This is a genomic window from Roseibium sp. MB-4, from assembly GCF_053005265.1.
Map to the genome: position 1 here is coordinate 2,134,045 of NZ_JBRKQB010000001.1, position 14,521 is coordinate 2,148,565.

Annotated in this window: 13 protein-coding genes; 5 read left to right on the forward strand and 8 right to left on the reverse strand. The window is 58.5% G+C overall.

Going from position 1 to position 14,521, the window contains the following annotated elements; all coding sequences use genetic code 11:
- Positions 1–224: 224 nt before the first annotated feature.
- The 5 genes from ACVDG4_RS09885 to ACVDG4_RS09905 all read right to left on the reverse strand — a co-directional run bounded on the left by ACVDG4_RS09885 (position 225) and on the right by ACVDG4_RS09905 (position 6,447).
- Positions 225–1,388: a PQQ-dependent sugar dehydrogenase gene (locus tag ACVDG4_RS09885; protein ID WP_447234923.1), complete on the reverse strand. Its 1,164-nt coding sequence runs from the start codon at positions 1,386–1,388 to the stop codon at positions 225–227.
- Positions 1,389–1,561: 173 nt separating this feature from the next.
- Positions 1,562–1,876 carry a chorismate mutase gene (locus ACVDG4_RS09890; protein ID WP_447234924.1) on the reverse strand — a complete coding sequence of 105 codons (315 nt, stop codon included), beginning with the start codon at positions 1,874–1,876 and terminating at the stop codon, positions 1,562–1,564.
- Between the two features lie 87 nt (positions 1,877–1,963).
- A complete protein-coding gene (locus ACVDG4_RS09895; RefSeq protein ID WP_447234925.1) occupies positions 1,964–4,267 on the reverse strand; it encodes an NADP-dependent malic enzyme in 2,304 nt (767 codons plus the stop codon).
- A 269-nt stretch (positions 4,268–4,536) separates the two neighbouring features.
- Positions 4,537–5,181, reverse strand: a complete 645-nt coding sequence (locus ACVDG4_RS09900) for a ceramidase domain-containing protein (protein ID WP_055672031.1) — start codon at positions 5,179–5,181, stop codon at positions 4,537–4,539.
- Between the two features lie 39 nt (positions 5,182–5,220).
- Positions 5,221–6,447, reverse strand: coding sequence for an aminotransferase-like domain-containing protein (locus tag ACVDG4_RS09905; RefSeq protein ID WP_447234926.1), 1,227 nt, complete (start codon positions 6,445–6,447; stop codon positions 5,221–5,223).
- 197 nt (positions 6,448–6,644) lie between these two features.
- Here ACVDG4_RS09905 and moaB point away from each other — a divergent pair, with 197 nt between their 5' ends.
- Positions 6,645–7,202 (forward strand): molybdenum cofactor biosynthesis protein B, encoded by a 558-nt coding sequence (moaB, locus tag ACVDG4_RS09910; RefSeq protein ID WP_306149948.1) that lies wholly within the window; start codon positions 6,645–6,647, stop codon positions 7,200–7,202.
- Between the two features lie 284 nt (positions 7,203–7,486).
- Here moaB and ACVDG4_RS09915 read toward each other — a convergent pair whose 3' ends face one another.
- On the reverse strand, positions 7,487–7,912 hold the full coding sequence (locus ACVDG4_RS09915) for an Lrp/AsnC family transcriptional regulator (RefSeq protein WP_447234927.1): 426 nt from the start codon (positions 7,910–7,912) through the stop codon (positions 7,487–7,489).
- 308 nt (positions 7,913–8,220) lie between these two features.
- Here ACVDG4_RS09915 and ACVDG4_RS09920 point away from each other — a divergent pair, with 308 nt between their 5' ends.
- Complete coding sequence (locus ACVDG4_RS09920; RefSeq protein WP_306149947.1) at positions 8,221–9,279, forward strand: saccharopine dehydrogenase family protein; 1,059 nt, start codon at positions 8,221–8,223, stop codon at positions 9,277–9,279.
- 335 nt (positions 9,280–9,614) lie between these two features.
- Here the strand turns inward: ACVDG4_RS09920 and ACVDG4_RS09925 are convergent, their stop codons facing one another.
- Entirely contained in the window at positions 9,615–10,307 is a 693-nt protein-coding gene (locus ACVDG4_RS09925; protein ID WP_209176796.1) for a glycosyltransferase, read from the reverse strand.
- A 176-nt stretch (positions 10,308–10,483) separates the two neighbouring features.
- Between ACVDG4_RS09925 and ACVDG4_RS09930 the strand changes: the two genes are divergently transcribed.
- Both ACVDG4_RS09930 and rnhB read left to right on the forward strand, forming a co-directional pair.
- On the forward strand, positions 10,484–11,548 hold the full coding sequence (locus ACVDG4_RS09930; protein ID WP_447235106.1) for a PA0069 family radical SAM protein: 1,065 nt from the start codon (positions 10,484–10,486) through the stop codon (positions 11,546–11,548).
- Positions 11,549–11,705: 157 nt separating this feature from the next.
- A complete protein-coding gene (gene rnhB / locus ACVDG4_RS09935; protein WP_447234928.1) occupies positions 11,706–12,362 on the forward strand; it encodes a ribonuclease HII in 657 nt (218 codons plus the stop codon).
- A gap of 6 nt (positions 12,363–12,368) precedes the next feature.
- On the opposite strand, the gene ACVDG4_RS09940 is transcribed toward rnhB, so the two are convergent.
- The gene (locus tag ACVDG4_RS09940) at positions 12,369–13,754 is read right to left on the reverse strand and encodes a DUF3179 domain-containing (seleno)protein (protein ID WP_447234929.1); all 1,386 of its coding nucleotides are present in this window, start codon (positions 13,752–13,754) and stop codon (positions 12,369–12,371) included.
- A gap of 197 nt (positions 13,755–13,951) precedes the next feature.
- Between ACVDG4_RS09940 and ACVDG4_RS09945 the strand changes: the two genes are divergently transcribed.
- Positions 13,952–14,413: a GNAT family N-acetyltransferase gene (locus ACVDG4_RS09945; RefSeq protein WP_447234930.1), complete on the forward strand. Its 462-nt coding sequence runs from the start codon at positions 13,952–13,954 to the stop codon at positions 14,411–14,413.
- The last annotated feature ends 108 nt before the right edge of the window (positions 14,414–14,521 follow it).

Sequence of the window (14,521 nt, forward strand, 5' to 3'; positions counted from 1 at the left end):
CCGGCTAATTTGGACATGAGCCTGTCATGCCTGGCACATTCAATCGGAGCATCTGCTCCCGGCCGCTCGGGCCTGTGCTTGCTGCTCACGCGGCAGCGGCAATGACGTGCGGTGTATCTGCCTTTCTGATGGTTTTGTCAAGCAGAGGATCTTGCATCCCACGAAAAATCAAGAACTTCTGCTTGTTCCAATCAACGATCACAGCGATGGATCGGCGGTCACGGCTACGGGCGCAGCCGGATCAATTTGCCGTCATCGCTGTCGGTCAGCACATAGATGAACCCGTCCGGCCCCTGGCGCACGTCCCGGATACGCTCTCGCAAGTCCGACAGCAGTTGTTCTTGAGACACGACTTCTTCTCCGTTCAGGGTGAGTTTGGCCAAATGCTGTCCGCGAAGGGCGCCGACCAGCAGATCACCTGACCAGTCGGGGTATTTGTCGCTGGTCACAAAGGCCATTCCAGAGGGGGCGATCGACGGATCCCAATAGAAGATCGGCTGTTCCATACCGGCCTTTTCGGTTCCCTCACCGATCTTGCCACCGGAATAGTGGCGGCCATAGGAAATGACCGGCCAGCCATAGTTCTTACCAGCCTCCGGAATGTTGATCTCGTCCCCGCCTCTGGCTCCATGCTCTACGGTCCACAAAGCCCCAGTTTCCGGGTGAACGGCCGCGCTTTGTGGGTTCCGGTGGCCGATCGACCAGATCTCCGGTTGGTAGGCTGGGTTGTCGAGGAAAGGATTGCCCGGTGCAGGTTCGCCATCGGGGGTCAGACGCAGCACGGAGCCCGTGTGATCGGATGTGTCCTGAGACCGGGGGCCATCCCCGCGATCGCCAAGTGTCATGTAAATGTTGCCATCGCCGTCAAACGCCAGACGTGAGCCAAAGTGGCGTCCGCCAAAGGCCTTGTTGTTGCCGGCGAAGATCGTGTCCCCTTCAACCAGCGTGTAGCCAGAGCCATTCGACCCATCGAGCGTTGCCTTGAAGAGTGATGTTCCAGCGCCCTCCGGCGATCCTTGAGAGAAGGTGAGATAGACCGTCTGATCCGCATCAAAAGAGGGGCTCAGAACAACGTCCAAAAGACCGCCCTGCCCTTGCGCAAACACTTCCGGAGTACCGGCAACAACATCCTGGCGGCCATCTTCGTGAACGACTTTCAGAACACCGTCACGTTCGGTGACCAGGTATCCACCGTCCGGTAGAAAGGCGACGCTCCACGGATGGGACAAACCGGAGGCAACTGTTTCAGCGGTCACAGCAGACTGCGCGTGCGCACTTTGATTGGGGCTGCCCGCAAGGCCAAGGAACGTGATGCCGGCGACCAACACCGTCCACGCGTATCTCAACAATCCATGCCGTGAGCCCTGACGCCAATATGCGTGTTGCACATCACCCTCCCGAAAACCATCCATCCGATCCCGCGGCCTTTGGTGCCGGCGCGATTTCCAGATTTACAGATAGGGAGTGATTTTGGCAGGAACAGAGCTGGTGCGACGATTAATGTGCTGGTGCGGATTGTTCCCTCACCCGGCCGCAATTAAACCAGCGACCTGTTTAGCTCTCACTTTTTTGCCACCCGAGCCGTGATCGTCCGCTTCTCATGGGCGACATTCCAGTCGATCAGAACCCGCCAGACCTGCTCGGCCTGATCGGCTTCCAAGCCTAATTCGTTGGCACGGTGTTTGAGCGCTGCCACCATTGTTTCAATCCGGTCGTGGTCAAAGGCCTCGTCAGGGTGCTGCTTCAACTCTGCCATGCGCCGGACATAGCCTTGGCGCTGCGCAAAGAGCTTCAAGAGATCCTGATCAAGCGCATCGATGGCTGTTCGGATGTCTGCCTTGGTCTGGCAGTCTGCGGGGCGTTTGATGTCGGTCATGCGCTCTTGTTTCGCAAACACGGAAAATCGGCCAGCGGTCACAAGGACGCACCGGCCGGAAATGCTGCGGTGTTCCGGACAGCTTCGTTATGCGGTCTGTTCTGGAGCCCTTGTTTGCGCTTCAACGCTCGCAAGCGCGGACATGTTGACGACGCCCCGGGACGTCACCGACGGTGTCAGGATGTGAGCGGGCTTTGCCGTCCCTAGCAGGATCGGGCCAACATGCAGCGCATCCGTTGCGACCTTCAAAAGGTTGTGCGCAATGTTTGCGGAATCCAGGTTCGGGAATAGAAGAAGGTTTGCCTCACCCTTCAGTTTGCTATTCGGCATGACACGTTCACGCAAGGCGACGCTCAATGCCGAGTCCCCGTGCATTTCGCCATCTGCCTCCAGTTCGGGATGCCGCTCCCAGATCAATTCCAGCGCTTCGCGCATTTTGCGGGACGAGGCTGTGTCGCGCGAACCGAAGTTCGACATGGAGAGCAGCGCGACCTTCGGCTCAATGCCAAACCGGCGGATTTCCTGCGCCGCCAGGATCGCCATCTCGGAGATTTCCTCTGCCGTCGGATCTTCCGTCACGAACGTATCAGACAGGAACATCGCGCCCCGGCTGTTGATCAAGAGCGACATGGCCGACAGATCGCGCGCCGTTTCACAAACGCCGATCACCTGCCGGATATCGCGCATGTGTTTGGTGAACCGGCCTTCCAGGCCGCAGATCAGGGCGTCCACTTCGCCGCGGCGCACGGCAATCGCTGAGATGACCGTCTGGTTTGTCCGCAACACCGTTCTTGCCGCCGTTGGCGGCATACCCAAGCGGCCGACACACTCCAGATATTCATCGACATAATCGCGGTAGCGCGGATCGTCCTGCGGGTTCACAAACTCAAAATCCACGTCCGGACGGATCTTCAGACCGAACCGTTCGCAGCGGGCTGTCAGAACGTCCGGACGGCCGACCAGAACCGGTTTGGCGATGCCATCTTCAATCAGCACCTGCGCGGCGCGAAGTACCCGTTCGTCTTCGCCTTCCGCATAGATGATCTTTTTCGGATCCTTGGCCGCATTCTGGATGATAGGCTTCATGATCAGGCCAGAGCGGAAAACGAACCGGTTCAGACGGTCCTGGTACGCGTCGAAATCCTCGATCGGCCGGGTCGCAACGCCGGTGTCCATCGCAGCTTTGGCGACCGCGGGGGCGATCCGCAGGATCAAGCGTTGGTCGAACGGCGACGGGATCAGGTAGTTCGGGCCAAAGGTCTCGGTCTTGCCGCCGTAGGCGCGTGCGGCGACATCCGATGGTTCTTCCTGGGCGAGGCCAGCGATTGCCTCGACGGCCGCGCGCTTCATTTCCTCGTTGATGGTGGTTGCACCCACATCGAGCGCGCCGCGGAAAATATATGGGAAACACAGGACGTTGTTGACCTGGTTCGGGTAGTCGGAGCGGCCGGTGCACATGACGACATCGTCGCGCACTGCCATGGCGTCTTCCGGCATGATTTCAGGGTTCGGATTGGCAAGCGCCAGGATCAACGGGCCCTTGCCCATCCGTTCGACCATGTCGGGTTTCAAAACACCGGAAGCCGACAACCCCAGGAACACGTCCGCGCCGTCGATCACTTCGCCAAGTGTCCGCTTGTCGGTCTCTTGTGCAAACACCGCTTTCCACTGGTCCATCAAAGCTTGGCGCCCCTGGTAGACCACGCCCTCAATATCGGTGACCCAGATGTTTTCGCGCTTGGCACCGAGTGAGACCAGCATGTTCAGGCATGCGAGGGACGCTGCCCCCGCGCCAGATGCGACAATCTTGGCGTCTTCGATTTTCTTGCCGGCGAGCTGCAGACCGTTGCGTACAGCCGCCCCGGCGATGATTGCGGTGCCATGCTGATCGTCATGGAAGACCGGGATGTTCATGCGATCGCGCAAGGCGGCTTCGATCATGAAGCATTCCGGCGCCTTGATGTCTTCCAGATTGATCCCGCCGAAGGTCGGCTCAAGCGCAGCCACGGCATCAACGAACTTGTCCACATCCAGCTGATCGACCTCGATGTCGAACACGTCTATCCCGGCAAATTTCTTGAAAAGGACCGCCTTCCCTTCCATCACCGGCTTTGAGGCGAGCGGCCCGATGTTGCCAAGCCCGAGCACTGCGGTGCCGTTGGAGATGACGGCAACCAGATTGCCGCGGGCGGTATAGTTGGCCGCCTTTGCCGGATCCTCGGCAATCTCAAGACAAGGTGCTGCGACGCCCGGCGAATAGGCGAGCGCGAGGTCGCGCTGGTTGCCGAGCGGTTTGGTCGCCTGGATTTCCAGCTTGCCGGGCTTTGGATGCTCGTGAAAGAACAGGGCGGCTTCGGTCAGGTCGCTTTCTGTTTTGTTATTATCGCTCATGACGTTCTTGTCTCCCTACCGCTTCTCGTAGTCACCTGAAACTGTAGTTCGTCTGAATTTCCAGCGTGTTCTGAACGAACTACAGGTTCATAGAGGTGACTAGCAAATTTTGTATCCGGTGTGGTTTCCGGAATTGAAATTTGTGCCCGTACTCGGTGCAAATATCAGACAAATTTCAATTCCACCACACTCGGTCATTGATCTGGTGCGTCTGTTTAAGCCGGCGATCCGATCCTGACCTTCGAAATTTCATGAATTGTCTTCGACCTTTACCCGGCGCGATGCAAAATGAGAACCCGTAACAGCCCAAACAGCACGGCAGCGTTCAAAATATGCCACAGGAAATGCGTGCCGAGGGCCAGCTGACTGCATACCGGACCATCTAGCGTCCGGAAAGTCAGCGAAACGGTAAACAGTATCCCGATGAGAAGCACTTGTTTGGCAAGCGCTTTGTCGTGCTGATAAAAGAACCCGCCCACAACGAAAATTGCCAGAAGTGCGGGCAGGTATCCGGCAGAGGACCCGATCAGCGGTGCCCAAACCTCGCCCACCATCGGTGAGAGCACGAAAAAGCCGATCACGATCGACACGCTGATCACCCAATGGAGGTTGAGGAAGCGCCGGAGCGCGAACAGCAAGAACCCGTGGATGAAGACAACAATCGGAATGACATCAGCCAGAAGCGCCCACCGTGTCGCGAATGTGTGGAACAGAAACGACCCGATCCCGGTCGCAAGCACGACACAAATCAGAAACAGCGCGACCCAATCATCCGGCGTCTTTCGCCGCCACAAGAGATAAGCGGCGAGAGCCGCCACAACAAAGGCGGCGTTGGTTATGGCGTTGACAGGTTCCGACCAGAACTCCGGACCGAGGCGTTCACAATAATTGTTGAGCTGATCCGTCAAATCCATCCTGCGCTGTCCCTTTGCTGCTTTTGATTCTGAACCTTATTACAGCGCGGGTGTGACAGTCTTCGAAATCAAGGCACCAAGACGGGAAATGCCCTCGTTGATCTTTTCTGGCGTCGTAGCTGAAAAGCTGAGTCTTAATGTGTTGCTACCGCTTCCATCTGCGAAAAACGCCTTGCCCGGAACAAAGGCGATCTTGGCCGTTTCGACGGCTTGTTTGAGCAGGCCTGCCGCGTCCGTGCCTTCCGGCAGCTCGACCCAGACGAACATGCCACCCTCAGGCCGGGTCCAACGGGTCCCTTCCGGCATGTGATTTTCAAGGGCGGCCAGCATGGCATCCCGGCGCGCCCGATAGGCAGCGCGCACCTTGTCGACTTGCGCGTCAAAGACGGTTTCGGCAACGCGCGCCATGGCTTCCTGATTAAGGCTTGAAGAGTGCAGATCGCCTGCCTGCTTCAAGAGCACCAGACGGGAGATCACATCTTTTGCAGCACAAACCCAGCCAAGCCGCAGACCGGGAGACAGTGTTTTTGAAAAGCTGCCACAATAGAGCGTCCGGGTGTTTTCAATACCGCCGGACCGGGCACAGTCTAGCGCGAGAACGGCAGGGACCGGCGTGCCGTCATACCGCAGGCTCTGATACGCGCCATCCTCGATGACCGCGCAGTCCAACTCGTCAGCAAGTCCAAGCAACCGCTGGCGGCCTGCTTCATCGAGCGTTTCCCCCGTCGGGTTGGCAAAGTCCGGCGACAGATACGCAAACTTGACCTTGCCACCGCGCTCCTCTGCGGTTTTTCGGTAGTCTTCTGAGTATCGGTTGGTCATCGGGTCCAGCCGGTCGTAATTCGGCTCGTAGGCATTGAAGGCCTGCAAGGCCCCCAGATAGGTCGGCCAGCCAACCAGGGCAGTGTCATTTGCAGACAAAAACAGTTTTCCGAGGAAATCGAGCGCCTGCTGCGAACCCGAAGTGATCAGGATGTTTTCCGGGCCGCATGAAACGCCAAGCTTTGCCATTTCTCCAACAAGCCACCGGCGCAGACGCAAACTGCCCTCGCTGACCGAATATTGCAGACCGGCAGCGGCCCCATCACCGCTCAGGGCATCCGCATAGGCCGTCCGGAACGCGTCCGCCGGAAACAGCGCCGGGTCGGGAATGCCGCCGGCAAAGGAGATGATGTCCGGTTGGTCCAGGAGTTTCAGAAGCTCGCGGATTTCAGATGCACTCATGCGCTTTGCGCGCGTCGCCAATACGGCGTCCCAGGTCATCATGCTCGGCTCCTTCGGTTTCTTGTGACGTTGATCAATTAAGTCAATAATACTGACCTATTTTGAATGCAAGTGTCTTATTCTTGTTATTTTTTGTAATTTTATTTCAACGCCACAGTCTGAGACGGCCCAACCGCTCGCATCTCCTCTGGTTTCGCGAAGGGCGATCACCTATGTCTCTAGTCAAACAGGAGCCAAAAATGTCCCGTCTTGATGAAAGCCGTCCATTCATTCCGCTGAACATGGCCGTGTTGACCGTATCCGACACGCGGAAGCCGGAGGACGACAGGTCCGGAAACACGCTGGTGGATCGGTTGGAAAAGGCAGGGCACACACTGGCCGACCGCAAGATCGTTCAAGACGACGTGCCCGCGATCCAGGCGATTGCCAAGGACTGGATTTCAAGGGACGGCGTCGACGTGATCATCTCCACCGGCGGTACGGGTTTTACCGGCCGGGACGTCACGCCCGAGGCGATGGAACCGCTCTTTGAGAAGAAAATGGACGGGTTCTCAGAGGTCTTTCACCGGATTTCCTATGACAAGATCGGCACGTCCACCATCCAGTCCCGGGCAACTGGCGGTGTGGCCGGAGCCACCTATATCTTCGTCCTGCCCGGCTCGCCCGGCGCCTGCAAGGACGCCTGGGACGGCATCTTGAAGTGGCAGCTCGACTACCGCCACATGCCGTGCAATTTCGTGGAAATCATGCCGCGGCTGGACGAGCACCTGAAACGCGGGAAACTGCAGGAAGCCTGAGGCCATCGACTGCGACTGCGACTGCGACTGAAGTGCCGTTCTCAAGGCAACGGGGCGAAGATCCACGATCTAGGGGCATGACCGGCCAGAGGTCCCGGCTCAAGGCCGGGACGGCAGCAAGTCTCAAGAAACAAGAATTCGCCCTTTGTCCACTCGGCCGCCCCTGCGCAGGCAGGGGCCCAGCAATCACCGCTGCCAGCGTGGAACAAAACCGCAAGGCCCCAGAATACTGGATCCCTGCCTACGCAGGGATGGCCAAGCTAGTTAACTCTGGGCTGTAACGGTTAGCGCTTACCCGCGGAGGCCAAACGGATGTGACTTTGGGTTTCCGCCACCTCCGGCAAGGCGCGGATTTGATCGAGAGTCTGATCGAGGATCTTCAGTGAGCGGACACGAAGCTCGGCGACCAAATCAAACGCACCGCTGAGCGTGTGAATGTCGGTGATCGCATCGATCCGCCGAAGTGCTGCTTGCGTTGCCCGCCCATCGTCCGCCGCCAACCGGATCAATGTGAAGGCGCTGATCTGGTGATCTTCTTCCGACTGCCCGAGCTCGACGGTGAACCGGTGTATGACCTTCTGGTGCAAGAGACGGTCAATCCGGTTTTGCACTGTGCCGCGCGACACCCCAAGCGCTGCCGCCAAATCCGTGACAGAAGCACGGGCATCGCGCGTCAAGAGATGAAGCAGGCGGTGATCCAGGTCATCCATGATTACTTCTCATTTATTGTCTTCGGCCAGCATCAAGGGCCCGTCCATGTGCTGTCCCGGACACAGTGCAACGGAGATCCGGGACCAGGGCCGAAACGAAACCGGCTCGTGACCGGGGCGGCGCCTCGTCTCCAGTTATCATTTTGCCATAAAACTCCCGTTTTGTAAGATTTTTTGACATTTTGGTTGACACAGACTCAAGGCTTAATGCGGTCCAACAGCTTCTTGGCGGGAAGCGGAATGTCGATTGTTGTGGTGACTGAACCGGTCCTGTCTGGGGAAACCAGTCATCACCTAAGGGGGAATTCATGAAGAAAATAGCAGTGCTCGGATTGGGTAAGGTCGGCGCTTTGGCGGCTCGGCTGTTGCACGACTCCGGCTTCGAGGTTCATGCCTATGACCAGCATGCGCCCCGCGAAGACCTGCCGTTTTCTGTACAGTCTGCAGACTTGAAGGCCTATGATGGCCTACTGCAGATGTTCAAGGGCGTCGATGCCGTCCTCTCCTGCCTGCCCTATCAGCTCAATGTCGGTGTGGCCACGGCAGCTCATGCGACCGGGATCCATTATTTTGATCTGACGGAGGATGTGCCAACCACCAAGGCGATCATCGAGATGAGCGAAACCGCCAAGGGTCTCATGGCCCCGCAATGCGGTCTGGCGCCCGGGTTTGTTGGCATTGTTGGCGCGAAACAGATCGGCGACTTCGACGACTGCCGGTCTTGCCGGATGCGCGTCGGCGCGCTGCCGCAAAACCCGACCGGGCTGATGGGCTATGCCTTCAACTGGTCCCCGGATGGGGTCGTTAACGAGTACCTCAACGACTGTGAGGTGATCGAGGATGGCGTACGCAAGTGGGTCTCGCCGATGGAGTGGCTGGAAACGATCTACATCGACGGCATGAAGCTGGAGGCGTTCACCACCTCCGGCGGACTTGGCACCATGTGCGAGACCTATTTGGGCAAGGTCGCCAACATCGACTACAAGACCATGCGCTATCCTGGCCATGCCGAACTGATGAACTTCTTCTTCCACGAGCTCCTCATGCGTGAGCGCCGTCAGGAAGCCGGAGAAATTCTGGTGCACGCCAAACCACCAACCGACAATGATGTCGTCTATGTGCATGTGGCCTCGGAAGGCACCATCGACGGCCGCCCGCGCCGGGAGGAATTCGTGCGGGCTTACAAGCCGATTGAGATCGGCGGCCAGATCCGCACGGCGATTGCCTGGACCACATCAGCCTCTGTCGTTGCAGTCATCGAGATGGTCCGGGACGGCGCCTTGCCGGCAACCGGTTTCCTGAAGCAGGAAGACATTCCGCTGGATGCGTTTCTGAAAACCCGCACCGGTTCGCTCTACGCGGCGTAAGTCTACCCAGACCAAAGCCCTTCTTCAACGTGGCCGCCCCTGCGCAGGCAGGGGCCCCAGTAATCACCACCGCCAGCGCAGAAAAAACCTTAGGCCGCAGAATACTGGATCCCTGCTTTCGCAGGGATGGCACCATTTGTCTGCTTTCTACTGTGTTAGGAAACCTTGCTTCACTGTAATCAGAACTGCAACGCGATCGAGGTGCCTTCCCGTACGAAGCAACGCGGAGATCCGGGATCAAACACGAAGCATCTTCGCTCCCGGTTCGGGGACCGGGACGGCGCCGATGTTATAGTGGAATTCGCAAGTCTGAAGCGAACTGCACTGGCTGCCGATTACCCGTGCAGCTTGACCGCAAGGCTTGTTGGAACACGAAGGGCACCGACGGCAAAGCGCGCCAGAGCCTGACGCAGGCCGGTGGCATAGCCAGCTGCGCCCGGCTCACCCGCGGATACGGCTGCCGCGCGCAAAAACACCATCCGGCTGCGACCGATGCGTTTTGCAAGGTCCAGATCTTCCATTTCCGGCAACGGCCGGTGGCCACCAAGCTTTTCGTAGAACTGGCGGGAGATCAGAAGGCCCTGATTGCCGTAGGGCATGCCAAGCAGCTGGCTGCGCACAGAAGCTGCCTTTTCCGACAATCTGGGACCAAGCCCGAAAGCCTCGTACCGCAAGCGGAAAGCTGCAGCCGTCTTTGGCCCTTTCGGAGTGCGCCCCGCCCGCTCGATGAACGCCTGCGCTTCGTGATGCCAACCGCTTTCCAGAAGAGTTTCAGGCTGCAGGAACAACAGCCAGTCGCCGCGTTTGGCAACACTTGCGCCATGTGCGAGGCGCTCGCTGCGGGGCCCTTTGCGCGTCACAAACGTGCAGCCTGCCGCATCGGCGACCATCGCCGTGTTATCGGTCGATCCGCCGTCCACAACGACAACTTCCCGAACAACGCCCTCGGCAGCGGCCGGTACCAAGGCAGCCAGTGCGTGAACAAGGTCGAGTTCTGCGTTTTCAGTCGGAATTATGACACTAATCATGACCCTTTCTATGACATGAAATTTTCGAAAGTGCGAGAGAAGGGGCTTGTTCGGCGCCCGATTCTAGATAATGTTCTTGTATTGTTCTCATAAAGAGTCGGCAGTCTATGACACTTGCACCCCCAATTTCTTCTGGTTCTGCTCAATTGGCGCCCGATACGGCGGATCTGAGCCATATGGCGGCCGACCGGCGCCGGGGGCGTGCGGCCGCAACGAACCGCTCGGGGCGGTTCGAACCCTTATCGAAAGAAGCCTTTGACGACGGTTGGGACAGCCTCGATCAATTGCCACCTCTCAAGACAGAGGTGCAGGAAGAACGCGCGCGGACGATCATCACCCGCAACGAGTCACCGGACATCTCCTTCGATCGCTCGATCAATCCTTATCGCGGCTGCGAGCATGGCTGCATCTACTGTTTTGCGAGGCCCAGCCACGCGTTTATGGGCCTCTCACCCGGGCTGGACTTTGAAACCCGGCTTTTTGCCAAACCCAACGCCGCAGCGCTCCTTGAGCGGGAGCTCTCCAAGCCGGGATACCAGCCAAAAGTGATTGCCATCGGCACCAACACCGATCCCTACCAGCCGATGGAACGCAGCTACAAGCTGATGCCGGAGATCCTGGAAGTGCTGGAGGCCTGCGGCCACCCGGTCGCCATCGTCACCAAATCGGCGCTCGTGACACGGGACATCGACGTTCTGTCGCGAATGGCCGAGCGCAACCTTGTCAAGGTGGCCTTGTCGATTACGACGCTCGACAAAAAGCTGTGCCGCGCCATGGAACCCCGCGCATCCGCGCCGCACAAGCGTCTTGCAGCGGTCAAAGCCTTGAGCGATGCAGGCATTCCGACCTCCGTCATGATGGCCCCCATCATTCCTGCGCTGACGGACAGTGAAATTGAGACCCTTTTGGAGGCAGCCGCTGAGCACGGGGCCAGCGAAGCGGCCTTTATTCTGCTGCGCCTGCCTCTGGAAGTATCAGAGCTCTTTCGCGATTGGCTTTTGCGCGAACGCCCGGACCGCTACCGCCACGTGATGAACCTGATCCGCTCCATGCGCGGCGGCAAGGACTATGACGCCAAATGGGGCGAGCGCATGCGCGGGCGCGGCCCCTATGCCGACCAGATCGCTAAACGCTTCTCGCTCACCGCCAAACGGCTCGGCCTGAATTTGCGAAGGAAAAAGCTGTCCACCGAGCATTTTATCCAGCCGCAAAAAGGCGGCGTGCAGCTGGACTTGTTTTAAAGCGCAGTGAAGTGAATGCGTTTGCCCTCCAAATGCACTCCCGGACGCAGCAAAGCGGAGATCCGAGACCTGTTGACGTGCGCTGTGGTCCCGGCTCTGGGCCGGGACGGCACCAACAGGTCTTGCACCTTGTTTTGGCAAACGGCATTTTGGCCCAATGACCAAGACGTCCTCCCTTTTCGACCTCAGTTTCCCGGACAGTCCCGACCTCAAAATCGAGAAAAAACACGCCAAATCCTTTGACGGTTTGCTGTGCGGGGTCGATGAGGCCGGTCGCGGGCCTTGGGCGGGTCCTGTGGTGACGGCGGCGGTTATCCTGGACTATGCAAATGTGCCGGCCGGACTGAACGATTCAAAAAAGCTGACTGAGGCCAAACGGGAATCCCTGTTCGGTGAAATCCTCAAAACAAGCTGGGTGTGCGCGGCGAGTGCCTCCCCTGCCACCATTGATCGGCTGAACATCCGGACAGCGACGCTGAGCGCCATGGTGCGGGCGGTGAACGGGCTGCCGAAGGTGCCGCAATATGTGCTCATCGATGGCCGCGATGTGCCACCTGGCCTAACGCAGCCTGGGCAGGCGCTGGTCAAGGGCGATGGCCGCTGTCTGTGTGTCGCCGCAGCCTCCATCGTTGCCAAGGTGCTGCGGGACCGCATGATGGTCGCCTTGGAACCCGAGTTTCCCGGCTACGGCTTTGCCCAGCACAAGGGGTACGGCGTTCCAGCACACCAAGCGGCCTTGGATACCCTTGGGCCAACGGCGCACCACCGGATGAGTTTCAAACCAGTCCGGCTGGCCGATGGGGTTCCCGGATAGGGTTTGTCAACCGTCCCAGAGATCTGTTTTAGGGTAAAACTGCGACCACGCGAACCAGAACGCCGCATGGCTGCCGAGATCCGCTCCGTCCTCGCCAACGGCCCGAATACCACCGGCATCCAATTCCAGACGAACGTTCTCAACGCGGAGCTCGGTCCCTTGTTTGAGCGCGGCAAAGGCCTTGCTGCGCTGAAAAGCAACCGGCTGTCCGGATGCTGTGACAATCCCGATGATGTCCTCATGCACGGGCAGCCGGGGATCGACATCACCGATCGGGAAGATTGGTCCATTGGCGTCCCGGCCATTGCGGAAATCGAAGTCCCGGCCAAGCGCAAGCGCTTCCACCAACACGGTTGTTTCCGGATGCGCCTTCTTCCACGTACCCCAATCGGTCGTGACGACGCTGACCTGTTTTAGCTTCAGGTTTTTCTCCGCAAGCGGGCCAGTCACCGCGGTGCCAAGGAAAGTGTCGAAGACCGAGTAGGTGTTGACGTCATACATCACCTTGTTGGACCGAATGAGCAGCCCGGAGGTTCTCAGGACTGGCCGCTCAATTCCCTCCGGCAGCTCATCCGTCAGATAGGCCTGCGCAGCGCCACATAAGGTGCAATAGGGAATACCCAGTGTCCGGCCGCCAAGGGTGTCATTCACCATCTCGCGCACTTCCATGATCCGTCTTGGATAGGCGCGGTAGTCTCCGTTCACACCGATCCCGAAAACGATATCGCTGTCCTTGAGCCAGGTTGCGTCTTCAGCGCTGCTGACTTCCGGATTGTCCACGGCCGGAATGCAGTTGCACTGATTGTCGGTCTGGTCATACGGGCGGTCATCGATCAAGACCCCGCCCCAGGACACCATCCGCCAATCAATATCGCCCTCGACAAAGATCCGGTCCCAGCCGGGTACGATCGTTGTGAAGATCTCGCGCTTGGAAGCAAGATAATCGGGCGGTGCGGGAATATCCCAGGCCATGAGATGACCGGTCACCACGCCCCAACTGTTGCGCAGCGGGATCTGTTTGCCCAGCAGTTCGGACGCGGCTTCGCTCAAGGCCTGGTTCAGCTGCGGGCCGGTGGCAAACCGCATCAAATCACTGATGATCCAGACAAGGCGCGGGTCTTTGGATGCAGCGACTTCGGCGAGCGATAGGCTTTGGTCCCGTCCCCAACCTGCATGGGTCACCGGGTCTACAAGCGCCATTTTCACGGCCCGTTTCAGATCTTCGGACAGCGGGCCATCCGGTATCGCGGGAGGGGTGCCGAATTTTTCAATCACGTAGTCTGGAAGGGGCGCGCGCTCCTGGGCTTGGGCAAATCCGCTGCCAACAAGTGACAACAACGGTATAAGCGCTGCGATAAGGAGATGTGCGAAAACTCGATGAGACGACTTCATGGCGGCGCCTTTCCTGAAAACCCCAATCAACCCCGCCGACTGGACCGCGGTGGCATTGCATGACCGGCGCCTTGCTTGGTATCACCTCAAGTGAATTGCCTTAGGCGACGTATTCCGATGAGGATGGCTTGAGTGGCCAATCCTATCGAATCACGACGCATCAGAAAATTTTGAGATCACAATCCGGCGAGAGGGAAATGGACGTCGAAATCACAGTCGCAGACAAAAGCGATGCGCAACAAATCCTCGAACTTCAGAAAATCGCCTTTCACAAAGAAGCAGCGCTAAACGGTGATATGCAGATCGCCCCTATGGTTGAGGCCCTCGCCGACACAGAATCGGCTTTTACCACGCATGTTTTTCTTGTCGCCCGGCAGGGATCTGACATCATCGGATCGGTTCGAGCCCGCGCTGAGGACGACACATGTCATATCGGCCGACTGTTTGTGGCACCCGAACATCAAGGACGGGGTATCGGCCGGCAGCTCTTCATTGCAGCGGAAGAGAAGTTTCCCTCCGCTGGTTCCTACCGTCTGATTACCGGCAAGCTGAGTTCGGGCAACATCCGGCTTTATGAAAGCCTCGGCTATCAGGTGACCGGCGAAATGATGGAAAACGGCCGGACACCGTTGGTGGTCATGGAGAAGGAACGGGCTTAGGGGTCTCCTTGAGATAGTTCAGCCAGCAAGCTCAAACACCCCGGCCGCTCCTGCGAACGCAGGGGCCCAGGAGCCACTTATGCCCATAAGTGAAACTAAGCGTACCGG

Excerpts from the sequence above, each read along its gene's own strand:
- ACVDG4_RS09890 (WP_447234924.1), bottom strand. The coding sequence starts at position 1,876 with ATGACCGACATCAAACGCCCCGCAGACTGCCAGACCAAGGCAGACATC.
- ACVDG4_RS09895 (WP_447234925.1), bottom strand. The coding sequence starts at position 4,267 with ATGAGCGATAATAACAAAACAGAAAGCGACCTGACCGAAGCCGCCCTG.
- ACVDG4_RS09900 (WP_055672031.1), bottom strand. The coding sequence starts at position 5,181 with ATGGATTTGACGGATCAGCTCAACAATTATTGTGAACGCCTCGGTCCG.
- ACVDG4_RS09905 (WP_447234926.1), bottom strand. The coding sequence starts at position 6,447 with ATGATGACCTGGGACGCCGTATTGGCGACGCGCGCAAAGCGCATGAGT.
- moaB (WP_306149948.1), top strand. The coding sequence starts at position 6,645 with ATGTCCCGTCTTGATGAAAGCCGTCCATTCATTCCGCTGAACATGGCC.
- ACVDG4_RS09915 (WP_447234927.1), bottom strand. The coding sequence starts at position 7,912 with ATGGATGACCTGGATCACCGCCTGCTTCATCTCTTGACGCGCGATGCC.
- ACVDG4_RS09920 (WP_306149947.1), top strand. The coding sequence starts at position 8,221 with ATGAAGAAAATAGCAGTGCTCGGATTGGGTAAGGTCGGCGCTTTGGCG.
- ACVDG4_RS09925 (WP_209176796.1), bottom strand. The coding sequence starts at position 10,307 with ATGATTAGTGTCATAATTCCGACTGAAAACGCAGAACTCGACCTTGTT.
- ACVDG4_RS09930 (WP_447235106.1), top strand. The coding sequence starts at position 10,484 with ATGGCGGCCGACCGGCGCCGGGGGCGTGCGGCCGCAACGAACCGCTCG.
- rnhB (WP_447234928.1), top strand. The coding sequence starts at position 11,706 with ATGACCAAGACGTCCTCCCTTTTCGACCTCAGTTTCCCGGACAGTCCC.
- ACVDG4_RS09940 (WP_447234929.1), bottom strand. The coding sequence starts at position 13,754 with ATGAAGTCGTCTCATCGAGTTTTCGCACATCTCCTTATCGCAGCGCTT.
- ACVDG4_RS09945 (WP_447234930.1), top strand. The coding sequence starts at position 13,952 with ATGGACGTCGAAATCACAGTCGCAGACAAAAGCGATGCGCAACAAATC.